This is a genomic window from Microbispora sp. ZYX-F-249 (assembly GCF_039649665.1).
In the GTDB taxonomy this organism is placed as follows: Bacteria; Actinomycetota; Actinomycetes; order Streptosporangiales; family Streptosporangiaceae; genus Microbispora; species Microbispora maris.
The window spans coordinates 67,216-86,045 of record NZ_JBDJAW010000009.1; the positions used below are offsets into that span (position 1 = coordinate 67,216).

Here is an 18,830-nt window from a genome sequence, read left to right on the forward strand (position 1 = left end):
CGCGCCGGCCCTGTCGGCGTACGTGGAGGCGCCCGCTGTGGCCCGGCCGAGGCGTCAGACCTGCCACAGGGCGCTGACGGGCATGGCGCGCAGCCGCGGGCCGAAGGGGAGGGTCTGCGTGCCGGTGTAGAGGACGATGCCGGCCACGAAGTCGTCGCCCAGACGGCCGGCGAGGTGGCGCAGGCCGCGGAAGTCGTCGCCGCGGACGGTCGAGGAGGCCTTGACTTCGACGCCGACGACGCGGCCCTGCCGGTTCTCCAGCACCGCGTCGACCTCGACCTTGTCCTTGGTCCGGTAGTGGAAGAGATCCACGCGCTCGTCCGACCAGGTGAGCTGGCGGGCGAGCTCCATGAGGACGAAGCCCTCCAGCAACGGTCCGAACCGGCCCTCGGGCCGCACCAGGCTCCTCGCGTCGGCGCCCAGCAGGTTCGCGGCGACGCCCGAGTCGACGAAGGCCACCTTGGGAGTGCCGACCGCGCGGTTGCTGAGGTTGCGTGACCAGGCGGGGATGCGTTTGATCAGGAAGACCTCTTCGAGTAGGCCGAGGTAGCGGTTGACGGTGCTGGCGGACAGCCCGATGTCCGACCCGAGCCCCCCGGCGACGAGCAACTGTCCCGAGCGGGCGGCCACCGACCGCACCAGGGCGCGCATCTCGGCGATTCGCTCGATCTCGGACAACTGGCTCACGTCCCGCGCGATCAGATCGGCGACGTACGAGTCGAAGAAGCGCTCACGTCTGCGTGGGTTCGTCCGGGCCACCGCCTCCGGAAATCCCCCGCGCACTACTCGTTCCGCGTAGTCGGCCCGCGACAAGGAGGACGTGTGGTGGAGGTCCTCGCCCTCGGCGAAGATCGCGTCAACGAACCTGTCCGGGGTGTCGTCGATCTCTCCTTGCGAGAACGGCCACAGCTCGATCGTCTCCATACGTCCCGGCAACGCGTCGGGAAGGGCCCGCAGACCGAGCACCCGCGCGGATCCGGTGAGCAGGAAACGTCCCGGCCGGGGGTCGGTGTCCACCTGTTCCTTGATGGACAGCATGAGTTCGGGCACGCGCTGGATCTCGTCGATCACCATCGGATCGGGGAACGCCACGAAGCCCGCGGGATCCTCTTGCGCCGCCTGACGGACGACCGGGGTGTCCAGATTGCGCCACTCGGCCGTCCGTTCCTTGGCGAGAAGGCGCACGAGGGTGCTCTTGCCGCTCTGCCGGGCTCCGTTGATCAGCACGACGCGGGTGTCGTTCAAGGCGTCCGCGGCCGGCCTTTCCGCGCGCCGCGGAACCACCCGGCCGAGCGGGGTCTGCGCAGAGCTTCTCACCAGCTCAGAATGGCACAAGAGACAGTCTCAGTGGCACGCTGGCCGCATGATCGATGACGAGTTGGTCGCAGCCGTCGTGGTGAACTGGTCGCAGGGCGTACGGTGCCCTGGCCGCGGGGCCGCCGGGGCATCGGTCGCTGGGTGAGGGAAGCGCCGTGGTGGGAGAGGTCTCGGCTCCGGCTGAGAGCGATCAGGGTGTTCTGCGAATATTGTGACTCTGGTCCTGAAGGTCTACCGCGGAGTCACCCCCTATGAGCGAGGTAAGCGAGCCGGCAGCCGGACAGCCCGAGCGGAGCGACCCGGCGGCGCTGCGGCAGGCGCTGGCGGAGGCGGTGGAGCGGGCCTCCGGCGCGGCGGAGCTGGCCCGGCTGATCACGGACTACCGGCGGCGGCTGGAGGAGGTGGCGCGCTCGGAGGCCGAGGCGCTGACGAAGATGCGTGAGGCCGAGGCGCGGCTGAAGACCGTCGAGCGGCAGAACGCGCAGCTCGCCAAGCAGCTCGCGGAGCAGAAGTACCAGACCGAGGTCGCCAACTGGAAGCTCGCCTCGCTCCAGGAGAGCCGCTGGATCAAGCTCGGCGACGCGATCCACAGCAAGAAGCCCGGCACGGTGGCCAGGACGCTCAAGGCGCCGGTCAGGAAGCGCCCCGCGCCCAAGCGCTCGGACTTCACGCCCGAGCTCCCCGCCGTCCCCGAGGTGAAGGCGGCCCCCGCCGCGCCCGAGCCCAAGGCCCCGCAGGTCTCCGCGCCGCTCGCCGAGTCGTTCGTGGTCCCCAAGGGCCCGACGGCCCGGCCGTACATGACGGTCGCCGCGATCGTGGACCGGCAGACCGAGGCGCTGCTGCGGTACGAGTGGCGGCTGGTGACCAACTTCGGCCCGGACAACTGGGAGGCCATGCTCGACCAGCAGCGGCCGCACGTGCTGTTCGTCGAGTCCGTACGGCCCGGCCCCCGGCAGGGCAACGGCGGGCGCTGGCTGGAGGCGCTGGCCGGGGAGACGCGGGCGCTGCGCGACCTGGTGGCGGCCTGTCACAAGCGGGGCGTCAAGACGGTCTTCTGGCACTCCGGCGGCGCGGTGTCGCGGGCCGTGCCGGCGGCCGAGCACTTCGAGTACGTGCTGGCCACCACGGAGGCCCGCGCCCGCGAGTGGCGGTCGGCGCTGCGCCACGACCGGGTCGGCGTGCTCCCGCTCGCGATCCAGCCCCGTGTGCACAACCCCATCCCCGCCGAGGGCGGCAGGACCGGGGAGATCGTCACGCTCGGCACGGTCACCCCGCCGGCCGGCGGCGCGGCCTGGCCGCCGCTGGCCGGGCAGGGCGACGACACGACGTCGTACGACGACGTGCTGACGGCCTACCGGCGGCCGGCCCTGGTGATCGCCGGCGCCGACGCCGAGCCGAGGGTGATAGGGGAGGTCGCGGCCTGCGGCACCCCGGTGCTCCAGGTGCGGGCCGGGGCCAAGGGCGAGGAGATCCTCGCGGCGGCCGAGATCCTGATGGCCGACGCGGGACGGCTGGCCAGGGAGGCCCACCTCGCCTGGCGGGCCCGCACGAGCGTCACCCCGCTGCTCGACCCGATCCTCGACACCCTAGGCGTGCCGAGCGTACGGGGCAGCGGCGTGATCACGGCGATCGCCGCCGTCGCCGGCCCGGGCGAGCTGGACCGCCTGCTCGCCCAGGTCACCCGTCAGGTCGAGCGGCCCGGTCAGATCGTGATCGTGGCGGACGGCCTGGACGCGGGCCTGGTGGACAAGACGGTCCGCCAGGCGTGCCCGGACCTCGACGTCGTGGTCCGCGCCACGCGGGAGCCGGTCACCCGGGGCGCCGCCCTCGACCGCGCGGTCCGGCTCGCCGACGGCGACTACGTGGCCGTGCTCGACGCCAGGGATCTGTACGGCGAGCACTACCTGGCCGACCTCGTCCGCCACTTCGCCTCCACCGACGCCGAGGTGCTGGGGAAGGCGTCGTTCTACGCCCACCTGCCGGAGACCGGCGCGACGCTGCTGCGCCAGCCGGAGGCCGAGCACCGGTTCCTCCCCGAGGTGGCCGGGGGCACCGTCCTGGCCCGCCGCCAGGTCCTCACCGAGCTCGGCTTCGCCGACGTCTCCGAGGAGTGGGGCGAGGTCCTGATGCGGCAGTGCCGTACGGACGGGGTGCGGGTCTACTCGGCCGACCGCTACTCCTACGTCTGCGTCCGCGACTCGGCCGAGGGCTCGCTGCTCGGTTCGGCGCGTATGGAGGGGTACGTCCCGGCCGAGCCCCTCGCCCTGCTCTAGGCCACGGGTCCGAGGCTTCAGAACACGGGGCCGAGGTCGAGCACGGCCTTGCCGTGGAGGCGGCGGCCGAGGAGGAGCGCCACCGCCTCCTGCGCCTTCTGCCAGCCGCCGCGCCAGGAGATCCCGGGATCGAGACGGCCGGACGCGACCTGCCCGGCGAGCCAGGTGAAGTCGGGCGCGAGCCCGCCGCAGGAGGGCAGGAAGAACGTGACCACCGAACGGTCATGACCCAGGTCGCCGGAGAGCGCGCCGAACGGGAAGGTCTCCGGCTCGCCGGTCACGTGCCCGACGGCCACCAGCGTGCCGCCCTCGGCCAGCCTGCCGTACGCCTCCACGAGGGTGGGCCCGCCCACCATGTCGAGCACGCCGTGCACCGGGTCGCCGAGAGATGACGGCCGGTCCACCACCTCGTGCGCGCCGAGCGCCCGCAGGGCGTCGCCGTGCGCCCCGGGGTCGCCGGTGGACGCGACCACGTGGGCCCCGCCGAGCCGGGCCAGCTGCACGGCATACCTGCCGACCCCGCCGGTGGCGCCGGTGACCAGCACCCTCCTGCCGAGGATGGGGCCGAGCCGGTGCAGGGCGCGCAGCGCGCTGCCCGCGGCGACCGGGATCGTGCTGACCGCGCCGAAGTCGGCGTTCCCGGGGAGCGTGCCGATGTAAGAGGTGTCCACGGCGCGGTACTCCGCCCACGCGCCTTCGAAGCCGAGCGTCACCACGGGGGTGCCCGCGGCGGGACCGGAGCCGTCGGCGGCGGCCCGCTCGACCACCCCGGCCGCGTCCCATCCCGGGACGGCGCCGTCCGGAGCGTTCCGGACGACGGCGGTGACCTCGCCGTAGTTGAGCGAGGTGGCGGTCACCCGCACCAGCGCCTGGTGAGGGGCGGGCTCGGGGTCCGGAGCCTCGCCGAGCCGCAGGCCGGCGGGCGCGGACCTGTCGACGAGCAGAGCGCGCATGGTCATCCCTTCGATGGAAAAAGTGCCACTCGGTGGCGGAAGCGTCGCCCACTATGCCACTCAGTGGCATTTGCCAGCAAGCGGCGTGGCGGGACTAGACTGGCCGTGATGACCACGACCCCTGTCCCCGACGACCGGCTCCCGCTGCGTGAGCGCAAGAAGCTGCGCACCCGGCGCGCGCTGGTCGACGCGGCCCTGGAGCTGTTCACCGAGCGGGGCTTCGAGGCGACGACCCTCGACGACCTGTGCGCGGCCGTGGAGGTCTCCAAGCGCACCTTCTTCCGCAACTTCGTCAGCAAGGAGGACGTCGCGCTGACGCCCACGCAGGACATGTGGGCGGCCTTCCTCGACGAGCTGGAGCGGTGCGAGCCCGGCGCGGGACGCCCGCTCATCGAGGTGGTGCAGGACTGCCTGCTCGCCGCCGTCGGACGGATGACCGCCGGCGGCTGGGCGCGTCAGGCCCGGCTCAGCGAGCTGCTGGCCGCCCGGACCCCCTCGATGGGGGCGTACGGCCTGCACTTCTGCGACCGCACCACGCGTGAGGCGCTCGCGATCCTGCGCCGTCGCCTCGACCTGCGCGGGGTGGACGACCTGCGGGTGAGGCTCGTGCTCGACCTGCTCGTGGCGGCCTGGCACGGTGCTCTGGAGTTCTGGACGTCCCTGCCGGGCGAGCCCGCGTCCGAAGACCTGGCCGCGTGCCTGCGTGAGGCGTTCGCCGCGCTCCCCGGGTGTCTCACGCTGACCGCCCTGCCGAAGGACGGCCCGGCCACGTCATGATCATGGAGGCGATGCGCGGCGTCCTCGGCGTGCCGCCGGTGCCGCAGGGGTCGTGGGAGCGGGAGGCGCGGTTCGTGTCCACCGCGGCGCTGCGGGGAACGGCGGAGCCCCCGCTCGAGGTGGCGGAGCGGCTCGCGGTGCGGCTGCGTGGGACGCCCGGGATCCGGCGGGTGGAGGTCCGGCCCAACGGCTTCCTCGTCATCGGCGTCGCCACGCCGGGAGAGATCGTCGACGAGCTCCTGGCCGCCCCGGCCGCGGTGCGCCGGTCGCCGGCCGCCGAGTCCCCGCCCCCGGCGTCCTCCGCGGCGCCGTGGCCGGACTTCCCTCGCACATGGGACAACCCCGGTTTCGCCGTGCGGTACGCGTACGTGCGGGCGGGAGCCGTACGGCGATGGGCGCGTGACCTCGGCGTGCGGGCCGGCGCGGCGGCGCGGCCAGAGCTTCTCGACGGCCCGTTCGACCGGGCCGTGCTGCGGGTCCTGGCCGAGCTGCCGAGCAGGAGGGAGAGCCGCGATCCCGGGTGGGCGGCGTACCTCGAACGGCTGGCCGAGGTCTACCACACGGCCGTCGAGCGCGCGTCCCCGATCCCCGGAGGCGACGAGGCGCCGTCGGAGGTCCACGCGGCCCGGGTGCGGATGGGGGAGGCGGTGCGCCGGGTGCTCGGCGAGGGGCTGGCGGAGCTCGGCGTCACGCCCCCCGGCAAAATCTGAACCAAATCGGCCGATCGCCGGAAGCAATGCCGTAGATGACCTGCGGATCTGAATATCTTCCTTCGGGGTCGTCTCGCAGGTTGAACAGCGGGCGCGAGTGAATCGCAGGGTCGGCTAGCCTCGTTCGGGTGAGTCGATTCGCCCACCCTGCCGGCGACCTGCACGCCGCCTCAACTATCGTCGCCGTCACCGCCGGACTGCCCGAGGAGCGTCCGCCGCACGTGCCCGCCGACCTCAACGCGCTCGAACCGGCCATCTGGCCGCGAACGTCCGGCCGGGCCGACGGTGCCGTCACGATCGGCGGAATCGACGTGCGCGACCTGGCGAAGGAGTTCGGCACACCTCTGTACGTCATCGACGAGGAGGACTTCCGCTCACGCTGCCGCGAGTACCGGTCCGCCTTCCACGACGGCGAGGTCCACTACGCGGCCAAGGCGTTCCTGTGCCGCGAGGTCGCCCGCTGGATCGACCAGGAGGGCCTCGGCCTCGACGTGTGCAGCGCGGGCGAGCTCGCCGTCGCGCTCAGCGTGGGCTTCCCGCCCGAGCGGATCACCATGCACGGCAACAACAAGTCGCTCGCCGAGCTGGAGAAGGCCGTCACGGCCGGCGTGGGCCACATCGTGGTCGACTCGTACGAGGAGATCGCCCGCCTCGGCTTCCTCGCCGACAAGCACGGTGTGCGGCCGAAGGTGATGATCCGGGTGACCGTGGGCGTCGAGGCGCACACCCACGAGTTCATCGCGACCGCTCACGACGACCAGAAGTTCGGCCTGTCGCTGAGCAGCGGCGCCGCCGCCGAGGCCGTGCGGCGCATCCTCGCGCTGCCGCAGCTCGAACTGGTCGGCCTGCACTCCCACATCGGGTCGCAGATCACCGACACCGGCGGCTTCGAGGTCGCGGCCCGCCGCCTGGCCCGGCTGCTGGTCGAGGTCAAGGAGGAGCACGACGTCGTGCTTCCTGAGCTGGACCTCGGTGGCGGGTACGGCATCCCGTACGTGGTCGGCGACGAGTCCCTGGACGTCAAGGTCATCGCGGACGGCCTGCGAGAGATCGTCACAAAGGTGTGCGAATCGGCCGGGCTGCCCGTGCCCCGGCTCACGGTCGAGCCGGGCCGGTCGATCGCCGGAGTGTCCGGCGTCACCCTCTACGAGGCCGGTACCGTCAAGGACGTGGAGGGCCTGCGCACCTACGTGAGCGTCGACGGCGGCATGAGCGACAACATCCGCACCGCCCTCTACGGCGCCGATTACACGGCCGTGCTCGCCTCCCGCGTGAGCCAGGCGGCGCCGATGCTGTCGCGCCTGGTGGGCAAGCACTGCGAGAGCGGCGACATGGTCGTGCGCGACCTGTACCTGCCGGGCGACCTGGCCCCCGGCGACCTGATCGCCGTCGCCGGCACCGGCGCCTACTGCCGGTCGCTGGCCAACAACTACAACTATCTGCCCAAGCCCGCCGTCGTCGCGGTGTCCAACGGCCAGGCGCGGGTCATCATCCGCAGGGAGACCGAGGACGACCTGCTCCGGGGGCAGCTGTGACCGGCCGCTCCGGACAGTCCGGCGGCGAAGCGAGGAGGGGTCGTGAGTAAAGCCAAACCGGCGCTCAGGGTCGCGCTGCTGGGCTGCGGCGTCGTCGGGTCGCAGGTCGTGCGTCTGCTCCGCGAGCAGGCCGACGACCTGGCCGCCCGTGTCGGCGCCCCGCTGGAGCTGGCCGGCGTCGCGGTGCGCAGGCTCGGGCGCAAGCGGGACGCCGACGTGGACCCCGCGCTGCTCACGACGGACGCGGAGGCCCTGGTCACCCGCGACGACGTGGACATCGTCGTCGAGGTGATCGGCGGTATCGAGCCCGCCAGGTCGCTGATCCTCGCCGCGATGGCGCACGGCAAGTCCGTGGTGAGCGCCAACAAGGCGCTGCTCGCCGAGGACGGCGCGACGATCCACCGTGCCGCCCGCGAGAACGGCGCCGACCTGTACTTCGAGGCGAGCGTCGCCGGGGCGATCCCGCTGCTGCGCCCGCTGCGCGAGTCGCTGGCCGGTGACCGGGTGCGCCGCGTGCTGGGCATCGTCAACGGCACGACCAACTACATCCTCGACAAGATGGACTCCACCGGCGCCTCGTTCAACGACGCCCTGGAGGAGGCCCAGGCGCTCGGGTACGCCGAGGCCGACCCCACGGCCGACGTCGAGGGCTTCGACGCCGCGGCCAAGGCGGCGATCCTGGCCGGCATCGCCTTCCACAGCCGGGTCACGGCCGCCGACGTGCACCGCGAGGGCATCACGGAGATCACCGCGGCCGACGTCGCCTCGGCCAAGGGCATGGGATACGTCATCAAGCTGCTGGCCATCTGCGCCCGCTCCGACGACGGCCGGTCGGTCGGCGTCCGCGTGCACCCCGCCATGATCCCGAGGTCGCACCCCCTGGCCGGGGTGCGTGAGGCGTACAACGCGGTCTTCGTGGAGGCCGAGTCGGCCGGGCGGCTGATGTTCTACGGCGCGGGCGCGGGCGGCGCGCCCACCGCCAGCGCCGTGCTGGGCGACATCGTCGCCGTGGCGCGCAACCGCCTCGCCGGCACCCGCGGGCCGGAGGAGTCGACGTACGCCGACCTCAAGGTCCACCCGATGGGCGACAGCGTCACCCGCTACCACGTGTCGCTGGACGTCGCGGACAAGCCCGGTGTGCTCGCCCGCGTCGCCGACATCTTCGCCAGGCACGACGTGTCGATCCAGACGGTACGGCAGGAGGGCCGCGGCGACGACGCCCAGCTCGTGCTGGTGACCCACCGGGCCAGCGACGCCGCCCTGTCGGGCACGATCAAGGATCTGCGCGACCTGAACATCGTCCGCGCCGTCGCGAGCGTCATGCGGGTCGAGGGCGACGACACTCCCTGAAACACCGCGAGACCGCGAGGGGCCGCCGCCGCGAGCGTCGGCGGCCCGCGCCGGGACCGGCTCAGCGCTCCGCCAAGGCCTTGCGGACCGCGTCCAGGGCCTCCTCCTCGGAGGCGCCGAGGAGGCGCACCGCGCCCGCGAAATCCTCGGCCGCCTCGCGCAGGCGCAGGCGTCCGCCCTCGGCGGCGAGGTCGGTGATCGTCGCGGCCCGGCCCCGGCGCAGTTCGACGAGGCCCTCGTCGCGGAGCTGCTGGTAGCCGCGCAGCACGGTGTGCAGGTTGATGCCGAGCGCGGCGGCGACGGCCCGCGCCGAGGGCAGCTTGTCGCCGGGGACCGCCGCGCCCCTGGCGACCGCCGCGCGCACCGAGGCCGCCACCTGGTCGGCCAGAGGCTGGGCCGAGGAAGGGTCGACGACGATCAGCACCCGGCGGCTCCCCGTGTCCGGGTGAGCGCCCCGTTCACCAGCGCGGCGGCCGTCTCGGCGTCCCGGGTCGAGTACAGGAACTCCCGCCCGTCGGTGAGCCGGAGGGCCAGCACCGGACCACGACCGCTCACGTAACCCCACCCTCTGCTGCCGCCGATCATACCGAGCCCCCTGCCGGACGCCTTCGGCCGCACCGCGGCGAAGAGCACCGTGTCGTACGGCACGGCCCGGCGCAGGCCGCCGAGGCCGGGCAGGCTGACCTCGACGCCGCTGCCGTCGATCCGGAGCCGGGTGCGGGCCGAGAGGACCGCGATGAGCCCCAGCAGCCCCATCAGCGCCGCCCCTTGCCAGGAGCGTGAGAGGTTGAAGAACCCGAACCAGGCGAAGGCGAGCATCACCGCTCCCTGCAGGAGCGAGCGCGGATGCCAGGCGGACACGGCGTAGACGGCCCGCTGGGCCGGCGCGAGTGACAGCAGGGGCACTCCCGGGGGCGGTGCGGTGTGCGCCCCGGGCGCGGGCGGCAGGGGGCCCGACAGCCACCAGCCCGCGGCGCCTCCGAGAAGGGTGAGGGTGATCTCGACGGGAACCTCCCACGCCGGCAGGGCCGCGGGCCCCGCGGAGTCGATCAGCGTGGTCACCCCGACACCGTTCCCCGTCGCGATCGAAACAGCCACGGCGACGGAGGTCGCGGCGGTCCAGCGCTGCAGTCCGGGCCAGCGCCAGTAGTGCGCGAACGCGGCGAGGAACACCACCTCGAAGACCCCGATGGAGAGGGCGAGCGATTGCAGCCACTTGCCCCAGCCGGGAGCCCATCGCGGCTCCCAGCCGGAGACGTAGGCCCGCTCGGGCAGCCGGTCCCGGAAGGCGGCATAGAGCAGCAGGAGACCGAGGAGGGCGAGAACCGGTGGCGCGAGGGTCAGGACCAGACGGCGAGGCCGGCCGGGACGCCCGGTGTCGTACTGAGGGGGGTAGTACACGGGCCACCTCCAACTGTTTGCATATCACTATAACAATGCAAACAGAGGGGTGGAAGGCCCGGCTCGCGCTCCTCGGCGGGGCTGCGTACGGTGAGGCGCACCCGCACACGCGGCCCGGGCTCCGGCGGAGCCGAGGAGCTCGATCCGGTAACGTCCGCGATCATTCGCGCGTCGATCGTGTGCGGCGTGCCTAAAGTCACCGAAGTGTTCGCGTCTGTGGGGGAAAGTGTGGTTACGGGCGAGGCGGTCCGGACATCCGGCCGGAGCGCGGGGGCGCGCGCGAGGGACTGGCCCAGATGGACGCCGTTGCTCGCGGGGCTGCTGACCGCCTGCGTCGCCATCTCCGGCACCACGGCGTCGCTGTCGGGCGACGAGGTGGCCACCTACAGCGCCGCGGTGGCCCGGCCGCTGAGCGGCCTGTGGGAGCTCGTGCGGCACATCGACGGCCATTTCCTGCCCTACTACCTGCTCGTCCACGTGTGGTCGTTCTTCGGGGAGGCCGAGTGGTGGCTGCGCCTGCCCTCGGCCCTGGCGGCCGGCGTGGCGGCCGGTTTCCTGGCCGACCTCGGCCGCAGGCTGGCCGGGCCGCGCGCCGGAGTGCTGGCCGCGGCGCTGTTCGCCGTCCTGCCGTCGGTGTCCTACCACGGCGCGAACGCCCGGCCGTACGCGTTCGCGGCCGCGGCGGCCGTCGTCTCCGCCTGGGCGTTGCACCGCGTGGCGGAGGCGCCCACCGGATCCCGGGTCCGTTGGTACGCGGTGTCGGTGGCGCTGCTCGGCTGCACGCACCTGTTCTCCGTACTCGTGCTCCCGGCCCAGTTCCTCGCCGCGCTGCTCGCCCTGCCCCGGCGTACGTTCCTGACCAGGATCGTCCCCGCGACGGCCGTGGGATGCGTCCCCGTCGTGGTCCTCGCTCTGGTGGGCTGGGGCGAGCGCCACGCGATCAGCTGGATCCAGCCGCACGGGCCCGACGTGCTGCTGAAGTTCCCCAAGCACGCGGCGGGCTCCGACGTCGCCGGGCCCGCGCTGTTCGCGCTCGCCGTCGTGGGGGTGGTGATCCTGCTGCGCAGGTCGGTCCCCTGGGGAGTGCTCGCCGCCGGCTGGCTGGTCTTCCCGCCGGTGCTGCTGCTCGCGATCGACGCGCTGGTGACCCCGGCCTACGTGGACCGCTACGTGTTCGTCGCGGCACCCGCCCTGGCGCTGGCGGGAGCGGTGGCCCTGGCCTCCGTCCGCCTGGCCGCCCTTCCCGCCACGCTGGTCGCGGTGCCCCTCGTCCTGGCCGTGGCGCTGCTGGGGCTTCCCGCGCAGGCCGACTACCGGCAGCGCAACGGCCACTACGACGACTTCCCCGGCGCGGTCGGCGTGATCCGGGCGCGGGAACGCCCCGGCGACGCCATCGTGTACGGCCAGAGCCGGCTGCGCACCGGCTTCGTCTACTACGGCCGCGCGGGCCTGCCCGACGACGTGCTGCTGAAGGGGCAGGGCCCGGCCTTCGAGTACGCCGAGCGCGGCGACCTCGCCGAGGCGCTCGCCGGACGCCGCCGCGTCTGGGTGGTCTGGCGGGGGACCAAGCAGTCCGGCCTGACGGGCAAGAAGATCCCCCGGGTGGCCGCCGTCCGGGCGGCCGGATACCGCCTCGCGACGGCCTGGCACTCCGCGGAGTTGCCGGGCCTGACGGTCGCGCTGTTCCAGCGCCCGCGCGGCGACGGGTGACGGGTCACGGCAAAGTCTCCGCCTTCTGCAAGTAAAGTTTTCCTCTATGCGACTTACGGTGAAGAGACTCGTACCGGCCTGTCTCGTCGCCGCGGCGTCGGTCGCGGGGCTCCAGCATCCGGCCGCCGCGACGGCCCGCGAGACCGTCTCCGCGCACGCGGCGGCCCCACAGATGAAGACCGCGAACGCGACGCAGCGTGAGGCGCGGGCGGCCGGAGTGCCGACCGTGGTCCTCACCTTCGACGACGGCACGGCCGACCACCTCGCCGCCGCCAGGACGCTGAGCAAGCGCGGTCTCAAGGGCACCTTCTACGTCAACAGCGGGCGGCTCGGCAGCCGTGGTTACCTGAGCGTCGCCGCCCTGCGGGCCATCGGCCGCGAGGGCCACGAGATCGGCGGCCACACCCTCGACCACCCGCACCTGTCGGAGCAGTTCGAGGCCGTGCAGCAGACGGAGATCTGCGACGACAGGCGGGCGCTGCTGAAGCTGGGCTTCGACGTGCGGTCGTTCGCCTATCCGTTCGGCGACTTCGACGACGCCACCAAGCTGCTGGCGATGCGCTGCGGCTACACGACCGCGCGCGGCATCAACGGCCTGTACCGGCCCGACAGCTGCCGCTCCTGCCCGGTCATGGAGAAGATCCCGCCCGCGGACCTCGCCGACGTGCGCGCCACGAGCCAGACCGGTCTGCCGCGTACGGCCCGCACGCTGCGGGAGTCCGTCACTCGCGCCCAGCGGCAGGGCGCCCGCGGTCTGGTGGTCTTCGTGTTCCACGAGATCAAGGACGACCGCCGGGACAAGTACGCGACGGCGCCCGAGGAGTTCGCCGCCTTCGTCGACTGGGTGGCCAAGCAGCGCAAGGCCAAGACGATCGACGTGAAGACGCTGGGCGACGTCGTCGGCGGGCGTGTCTGGCCCGTCCCCGACGAGATGTGATCTCCGCCGTCGTGCCGGGTCACCGCGAGTCGTCAGGTTGACCGCGGCGGTCACAGGAATTCACAAGGTTCGGCTGATAGAAGTTCACCAGCCTGAAAACGGACGCACGGGAGGAACGCCGTGACGGTGACGACGGACATGTGCTCGCCGTACGGCTTCACGCGCCGTCCCACCGAGGAGACCGCGACGCTGTCCTGGAGCGACGGCCGGTGGACGATCGCCGGCCGGCCGCTGGCCGTCCCGCTCGAGGCCGCCGACGTCGCCCCTCTCCGGCCGCTGCGCGGGCTGCGGGTGCGGTGGCCGGCCGAGCCCGCCGCCGAGGCGTTCGGCCCGGTCGCCCGCCTGGCCGCCGCGGGGGTGCCGCTCACCTGCGAAGACCCGCCGGGGTGGGTGCGTGAGGCCGATCCCGTGCTCGCCCGCCTGGCCGCCGCCTGGACCCCCGAGGCCGACGACGGCGGGCCCGAGTCGGTGGCCGACCTGCGCCGGGAGGAGCACAGCGTGCGCCTGCGCAGGCACGCCCTGCGGGCCGCGGGCGTCGGCACGAACCTCGCCCCGGTGACCGTCGTCATGGCCACGAGGCGGCCCCACTACGTCGGCGACGCGCTGCGGCAACTCGCCCGCCAGCGCGGGGTGGATCTCGAGGTCGTCGTCGCGCTGCACGGCTTCGCGGCCGAGCGGATACGGCAGGCCGTCGAGGAGTTCCCCCGTCCGATCACGGTGATCGAGGCCGAGCCGGACGCGCCGCTCGGGACCGTCCTCAACCGCGCGGCCGCGCGGGCGTCCACCGGCATCGTCGCCAAATGGGACGACGACGACTGGTACGGCCCCGAGCACCTCGCCGACCTGCTGCTGGCCATGGCCTACTCGGGGGCGGAGCTCGTCGGGACCGCGCCGGAGTTCTTCTACCTCCAGCCCCTCCACGCGACCATCCGCCGCGTCGACTACGGCAGCGAGATGTGGGCCGACCACGTCGCGGGCGGCACGATCCTGCTCGGCCGCGAGCTCTTCGAGGAGGTCGGCGGCTTCGGGCCGGTGAACCGCGGGGAGGACGCGCACCTCCTGCGCGCGGTCGAGGCGGCCGGCGGCCGCGTCTACCGCACCCACGGTCTGGGCTACGTGCTGCGGCGGTCCGTCAGCGCCGACCACACCTGGAATCTTCCCCTTGCCCACTTCCTGCGAGTCGCGGCGAACCAATGGCGCGGCTTTCGCCCGAGTGTGATTCTGGAAGCACCATGACGCCACGCATCAGGGGAAACGACTACACCGTCCTCCAGCCGCCCGCCCTCGGATCGCCGTGGACGCCCCGCCTGCGCGCCAGCGTGGTCGTCCCCGCGTACGCCAACCAGGCCAAGCTCGACCTGACGCTCGCCGGGCTGGCCAGGCAGACGTACCCGGCGGACCTGCTCGAAGTGATCGTGGTCGACAACGGCAGCGAGCCGCGGCTGCGCCTGCCGGAGATCCGGCCCCGCCACACGCGGCTGCTGGTCTGCGAGACGCCCGGCCGGGCCAGGGCGCGCAACACCGGGCTGGCCGCCGCGACGGGCGACGTCATCCACTGGATGGACTCCGACGTCGTCCCCGAGCCGGAGGAGGTGGAGGCGCACATGCGCTGGCATCACCTCGCGCCCTACCTGTCGGTCACCTCCTACCTGCGCTTCACCACCGCCCCGCTGCCCGATCCCGCGGACGTCGCGGGGGCCGACGACCTGGCGAAGCTCTTCGAGCCCGCGGAGCCGCACGCGTGGATCGAAGACCTGGTGGAGCGGTCGCAGGGGCTGACCCGCTCGCCCCGGCCGTTCAGCATCCACATCGGCGGCGCGTCGTCGGTCTCCGCGCGGCTGTTCGAGCGGGCCGGGCCGATGGACCCCGAGATGATCCTCGGCCAGGACACCGAGATGGGCTACCGGCTGGCGCAGGCCGGCGCCGTCTTCATCCCCGACCCGCAGGCCAGGGCCTATCACCTCGGCCCGTCCATGCGCATGCGCGACAGCACGCCCGTCAACCGCGTCAGCCACGCCCTGGTGACCGACCGCGTTCCCGGATATCGGTGGCTGCGCACCCACCCCGCCCGTCAGTGGAAGGTCCCGCAGGTGGAGGTCCTCGTGGACGCGACCGCGGCGTCGTACGACGAGGTCAGGGCGACGGTGGACGGCGCGCTGGCCGGCACGGTGACCGACCTCGCCGTCGTGCTGACCGGCCCGTGGGACGAGCTCGTCCCCGAGCAGCGCGCGCCGCTCAAGGACCCGTGCCTCGACCTCGCGCTGCTGCGCGCCCACTACACGCACGAGGGCCGGGTACGGCTCGCGACGGCGGCGTCCGACACCCTCTCGCCCTACCGCCTGCGTCTGCCGCCCGGCTGGGTGCCGGGGGAGGACAGCATCGGCGGGCTGCTCGCGATGGCGCGCGAGCGGGAGCTCGGGCTGGTGAGCGTGCTCCTGGCCGAGGGCGCCGAAGGCGTCACCGCCGCGCGGCTGGAGCGCACCGAGGCGTTCTCCCGCGCCGCGCTCGTCACCGCCGAGGGCGAGGACGCCGACGACGCCGTGGACGAGATGTTCGGCACCTACTGGGCCGACGGCGAGACCCACGGCTTCCGCGCCGCCGCGGAGGCCCCCGCGTACATGAACCCCCGCACCGCCTACCGCAAGCGGGTGGAGGCGCAGGCCGAGGTCGAGCGGCTGACCAAGGAGGTCGAGCGGCTGCGCGGCCAGGTGACGAAATGGCGGGACGAGGCGGGGAAGTGGCGCAAGTCCGCCGTCGAGTTCCGCCGGGAGATCGGCACCCTGCGGCGGCAGGTCTCGACGCTGCGCGGGCAGGTCTCGGCCCTGCGCCACGCCCAGGGCCTGCGCGGCATCGCGCGGGGCCTCACCCGGCCTTTCACGTTCAAGAAGTCCTGACCCGGTCGCCCGCGGCGTCCGCGCGCGGTGATCGCCCGTCGCCGGCCCGGCCGGCCTCGCGCGGGTGCGCGCCGGTCTCCGGCCGGTCATCCCGGCAGGATTTTGCGATCAGGAACGGCGGAACAGGCCGCGGCGGCGCGGCGACGCCTCCGGCTGCGGTTGCGGGGCGTGCGCGGTGGCTGGTTCCCCGGTGGCCGATTTCTCGTTGGCTGATTTCTCGGTGGCCGGCTTCGCGGTGGCCGGCTGCCGGGCGGGCTGCGGCGCGGCGGCCGCGGCCGGTTTCGCCGCGGGCGCGGGACTCTTCTCGAACTCGCCCGCCGCGGCGTGCCGTACGCCGTGGGTCTGGGCGATCACATCCGCCGGGTCCTCGCCCGGCCGGGCGAGACGGCGGGCCCGCGCGGCGGCCTCGGTCCGCTCCAGGGTCGCCGTGCCTCCTTCGGGCAGTTCCACGACCAGCAGGCCGATCCGCTCCTCCAGCATCGCCTTGACCCCACGCTCCAGCAGCGCCGGGGCGGGAGGGGCGCCGACGGGCGCCGTGTAGCGGAAGGGGACCGGCGCGGCGGTCGGCGCCGCCCGCTCCGCGAACCGCACCCGCGCGTCGTGCCCGAACGCCGCCCGCACCAGGGCGAGGTCGAACGCCTCGGTGCCCGGCGCCCATCTGCGTCCCCCGTCGAGCAGCGACCACGGGCCGGTCAGCGTCACCGCGACGTCGGTGAGCGTGCCGCGCAGCACCGCGTCGACCGCCGCGACGATGCGCCCCTCGCCGGCCCCCGTCACGTCGAAGACCACCTCGACGTACGGCACGAGCCAGCGCCTGCCGGGCTCCTTGCGCAGGTCGCGGCGGAGCGGGACCCGGTGCGCCAGGTGGGTCTCGACGAGCCGGACGATCGACCTGCCGTGCTCGCCGCGCTGCGCGGGCAGGCCGAGATGCACGGCGCGGGCCTCGGCGTCGGGGACGAACACCGCCCCCGCCTGGGCGAGCCGGTAGGCGAACTCGGTGTCCTGGCCGCGCACCACATCGGTGTCGAAGCCGCGGACCTCGTCGAGCAGGGCCCGCCGCAGGGAGACCGTCGGCCCGGTGCACACCTGGTAGGGGTTCTTGCTGGCCCGCAGGCCGTCGAGGCGCCGGATGGTCTCCTCGGTCGAGCTGGACACCAGCTCCGACGGATCGAACAGGTCCTCCGGCGAGCCCCGCCGTACGGCGTCGTACACCTGCCCGGGGGTGAGCGGGCGCTCCTCGGCGAACTTCTTGCCGCCGATCGTGACGACGTAGTCGGTGAGGTGCTGCCAGCGGAACAGCGCCTCCAGATGCTCGCGCGAGATCACCATGTCGGCGTCGAGCCGCTGCACGATCTCGCCCTCGGCCACGGCGATCCCGGCGTTCATCGCGTGCCCGGCGCCCCACCCGCCGTCCGGGGCCGCGACGATCCGCGTGTTCTCGGGGCGCAGGTCCGGCAGGCGCAGGGGCGGATCGCTGCGGTCGTCCACCACGATCACCTCGACGAGGTGCGCGGGATAGGTCTGCGCGGCCAGCGCGGCCAGCGTCAGGTCGAGGCGGTGCTGCCCGCCGTGGGCGGGGATGACGACACTCGCGCCGAGCGTGGGCGTCCAGCCGCCGATGGGCGGCGGCGTGAGCGGAGAGTAGTCGTTGTGGCGGATCCTCGGCCGGGGCTCCACGCCCGTCAGGTGGGCCAATCCTCGTCCTTCTCAGCGATGGTCAAGAGGCGGCTCCACCCTAGCGAAACCGGGCGCCGGTTCCCTAAGGTGGCGCCCAATATGTCCATTTGGTGGACGACGGCGTCCGCGCGTCAGACGGTTGGCCGTAGACTCGGTGACCGATACCCCTGGTTACACGCGTGTGCGCGCGTGGGAGGAGCGACCAATGTTCAGGGCTTGGCGTGGCCTGATCGAGGAGTACCGCGACCGTCTTCCGGTCTCCACGACGACGCCCGTGGTGACCCTGCTCGAGGGCGGCACGCCGCTCGTCCCCGCCAGGCGGGTGTCCCAGATCACGGGCTGTGACGTCTACCTCAAGGTCGAGGGCCTCAACCCGACCGGCAGCTTCAAAGACCGCGGCATGACCCTGGCGATCAGCAAGGCCGTCGAGGAGGGCGCCCAGGCGGTCATCTGCGCGTCCACCGGCAACACCAGCGCCTCGGCCGCCGCCTACGCCGTGCGCGCCGGGCTGACCTGCGCCGTCCTCGTGCCGCGTGGGAAGATCGCGATGGGCAAGCTCGCCCAGGCGCTGGTCCACGGCGCCAAGCTGCTCCAGGTCGAGGGCTCGTTCGACGACTGCCTGGAGATGACCAGGAAGCTCGCGGAGACCTACCCGATCGCGCTGGTCAACTCCGTCAATCCGCACCGCCTGCAGGGCCAGAAGACGGCGGCCTTCGAGATCGTCGACGCGCTCGGCGACGCGCCCGACGTCCACTGCATCCCGGTCGGCAACGCCGGCAACATCTCGGCCTACTGGATGGGCTACAAGGAGTACGCCGACGACGGCGTGGCGACCAAGCGCCCCCGAATGCTGGGATTCCAGGCGAGCGGCGCGGCGCCGCTGGTCGGGGGCAGCCCGGTGACCCACCCGCAGACGATCGCCACGGCGATCAGGATCGGCAACCCCGCCTCGTGGCGGCTCGCCGAGGCCGCGCGCGACGAGTCCGGCGGGGACATCCAGGCCGTGACCGACCGCCAGATCGCCGCGGCGTACAAGCTGCTCGCGCAGGAGGAGGGCGTGTTCGTCGAGCTCGCCTCCGCCGCGAGCGTCGCCGGCCTGCTGCAGACGCACGAGCAGGGCCGGCTCACGCCGGGGCAGCGGATCGTGTGCACCGTGACCGGCAACGGCCTGAAGGATCCCGACTGGGCCATCTCCGGCGCGCCCGCGCCCGTGACGATCCCGATCGACGCCTACGCCGCCGCGGCCGCGCTGGGACTCGCCTGACCGGCACTCTTATTCCCGCCCATTCAAGGCTT

Annotated in this window: 15 protein-coding genes; 10 read left to right on the top strand and 5 right to left on the bottom strand. The window is 73.3% G+C overall.

Going from position 1 to position 18,830, the window contains the following annotated elements; genetic code table 11:
- Positions 1-54: 54 nt before the first annotated feature.
- Entirely contained in the window at positions 55-1,317 is a 1,263-nt protein-coding gene (locus tag AAH991_RS13515) for an ATP-binding protein (RefSeq protein ID WP_346226137.1), read from the bottom strand.
- Positions 1,318-1,568: 251 nt separating this feature from the next.
- On the opposite strand from AAH991_RS13515, the gene AAH991_RS13520 reads away from it, so the two are divergent.
- Positions 1,569-3,590 carry a glycosyltransferase gene (locus tag AAH991_RS13520; protein ID WP_346226138.1) on the top strand — a complete coding sequence of 674 codons (2,022 nt, stop codon included), beginning with the start codon at positions 1,569-1,571 and terminating at the stop codon, positions 3,588-3,590.
- Positions 3,591-3,607: 17 nt separating this feature from the next.
- Here AAH991_RS13520 and AAH991_RS13525 read toward each other — a convergent pair whose 3' ends face one another.
- Positions 3,608-4,543 (bottom strand): zinc-binding dehydrogenase, encoded by a 936-nt coding sequence (locus AAH991_RS13525; protein ID WP_346226261.1) that lies wholly within the window; start codon positions 4,541-4,543, stop codon positions 3,608-3,610.
- Positions 4,544-4,651: 108 nt separating this feature from the next.
- Between AAH991_RS13525 and AAH991_RS13530 the strand changes: the two genes are divergently transcribed.
- The 4 genes from AAH991_RS13530 to AAH991_RS13545 all read left to right on the top strand — a co-directional run bounded on the left by AAH991_RS13530 (position 4,652) and on the right by AAH991_RS13545 (position 8,915).
- Positions 4,652-5,320, top strand: coding sequence for a TetR/AcrR family transcriptional regulator (locus tag AAH991_RS13530; RefSeq protein ID WP_346226139.1), 669 nt, complete (start codon positions 4,652-4,654; stop codon positions 5,318-5,320).
- Positions 5,317-6,030 carry an anticodon-binding protein gene (locus tag AAH991_RS13535; protein WP_346226140.1) on the top strand — a complete coding sequence of 238 codons (714 nt, stop codon included), beginning with the start codon at positions 5,317-5,319 and terminating at the stop codon, positions 6,028-6,030. Before AAH991_RS13530 ends, AAH991_RS13535 begins: the two co-directional genes overlap by 4 nt.
- A gap of 128 nt (positions 6,031-6,158) precedes the next feature.
- On the top strand, positions 6,159-7,565 hold the full coding sequence (gene lysA / locus AAH991_RS13540) for a diaminopimelate decarboxylase (protein ID WP_428833983.1): 1,407 nt from the start codon (positions 6,159-6,161) through the stop codon (positions 7,563-7,565).
- Between the two features lie 42 nt (positions 7,566-7,607).
- Positions 7,608-8,915, top strand: a complete 1,308-nt coding sequence (locus tag AAH991_RS13545; RefSeq protein WP_346226141.1) for a homoserine dehydrogenase — start codon at positions 7,608-7,610, stop codon at positions 8,913-8,915.
- A 61-nt stretch (positions 8,916-8,976) separates the two neighbouring features.
- Here AAH991_RS13545 and AAH991_RS13550 read toward each other — a convergent pair whose 3' ends face one another.
- Together AAH991_RS13550 and AAH991_RS13555 are read right to left on the bottom strand one after the other, a co-directional pair.
- Entirely contained in the window at positions 8,977-9,339 is a 363-nt protein-coding gene (locus AAH991_RS13550; protein WP_346226142.1) for a GntR family transcriptional regulator, read from the bottom strand.
- A complete protein-coding gene (locus AAH991_RS13555; protein ID WP_346226143.1) occupies positions 9,333-10,316 on the bottom strand; it encodes a hypothetical protein in 984 nt (327 codons plus the stop codon). Before AAH991_RS13555 ends, AAH991_RS13550 begins: the two co-directional genes overlap by 7 nt.
- A 306-nt stretch (positions 10,317-10,622) precedes the next feature.
- Between AAH991_RS13555 and AAH991_RS13560 the strand changes: the two genes are divergently transcribed.
- From AAH991_RS13560 to AAH991_RS13575, 4 genes are all read left to right on the top strand, one after another.
- Positions 10,623-12,026 carry a glycosyltransferase family 39 protein gene (locus AAH991_RS13560; RefSeq protein ID WP_346226144.1) on the top strand — a complete coding sequence of 468 codons (1,404 nt, stop codon included), beginning with the start codon at positions 10,623-10,625 and terminating at the stop codon, positions 12,024-12,026.
- Positions 12,027-12,084: 58 nt separating this feature from the next.
- The gene (locus tag AAH991_RS13565; protein ID WP_346226145.1) at positions 12,085-12,963 is read left to right on the top strand and encodes a polysaccharide deacetylase family protein; all 879 of its coding nucleotides are present in this window, start codon (positions 12,085-12,087) and stop codon (positions 12,961-12,963) included.
- 120 nt (positions 12,964-13,083) lie between these two features.
- Positions 13,084-14,199 carry a glycosyltransferase family 2 protein gene (locus AAH991_RS13570; protein ID WP_346226146.1) on the top strand — a complete coding sequence of 372 codons (1,116 nt, stop codon included), beginning with the start codon at positions 13,084-13,086 and terminating at the stop codon, positions 14,197-14,199.
- Positions 14,196-15,857: a glycosyltransferase gene (locus AAH991_RS13575; RefSeq protein WP_346226147.1), complete on the top strand. Its 1,662-nt coding sequence runs from the start codon at positions 14,196-14,198 to the stop codon at positions 15,855-15,857. Before AAH991_RS13570 ends, AAH991_RS13575 begins: the two co-directional genes overlap by 4 nt.
- Before the next feature lie 108 nt (positions 15,858-15,965).
- Here AAH991_RS13575 and AAH991_RS13580 read toward each other — a convergent pair whose 3' ends face one another.
- A complete protein-coding gene (locus AAH991_RS13580) occupies positions 15,966-17,552 on the bottom strand; it encodes a glycosyltransferase family 2 protein (protein ID WP_346226148.1) in 1,587 nt (528 codons plus the stop codon).
- 187 nt (positions 17,553-17,739) lie between these two features.
- Here AAH991_RS13580 and thrC point away from each other — a divergent pair, with 187 nt between their 5' ends.
- The gene (gene thrC / locus AAH991_RS13585) at positions 17,740-18,798 is read left to right on the top strand and encodes a threonine synthase (protein WP_346226149.1); all 1,059 of its coding nucleotides are present in this window, start codon (positions 17,740-17,742) and stop codon (positions 18,796-18,798) included.
- The last annotated feature ends 32 nt before the right edge of the window (positions 18,799-18,830 follow it).

Bases quoted from the DNA above. Each gene is read 5' to 3' on its own strand.
- AAH991_RS13525 (WP_346226261.1), bottom strand. From the start codon at position 4,543: ATGCGCGCTCTGCTCGTCGACAGGTCCGCGCCCGCCGGCCTGCGGCTC.
- AAH991_RS13520 (WP_346226138.1), top strand. From the start codon at position 1,569: ATGAGCGAGGTAAGCGAGCCGGCAGCCGGACAGCCCGAGCGGAGCGAC.
- AAH991_RS13575 (WP_346226147.1), top strand. From the start codon at position 14,196: ATGACGCCACGCATCAGGGGAAACGACTACACCGTCCTCCAGCCGCCC.
- thrC (WP_346226149.1), top strand. From the start codon at position 17,740: ATGTTCAGGGCTTGGCGTGGCCTGATCGAGGAGTACCGCGACCGTCTT.
- AAH991_RS13530 (WP_346226139.1), top strand. From the start codon at position 4,652: ATGACCACGACCCCTGTCCCCGACGACCGGCTCCCGCTGCGTGAGCGC.
- AAH991_RS13535 (WP_346226140.1), top strand. From the start codon at position 5,317: ATGATCATGGAGGCGATGCGCGGCGTCCTCGGCGTGCCGCCGGTGCCG.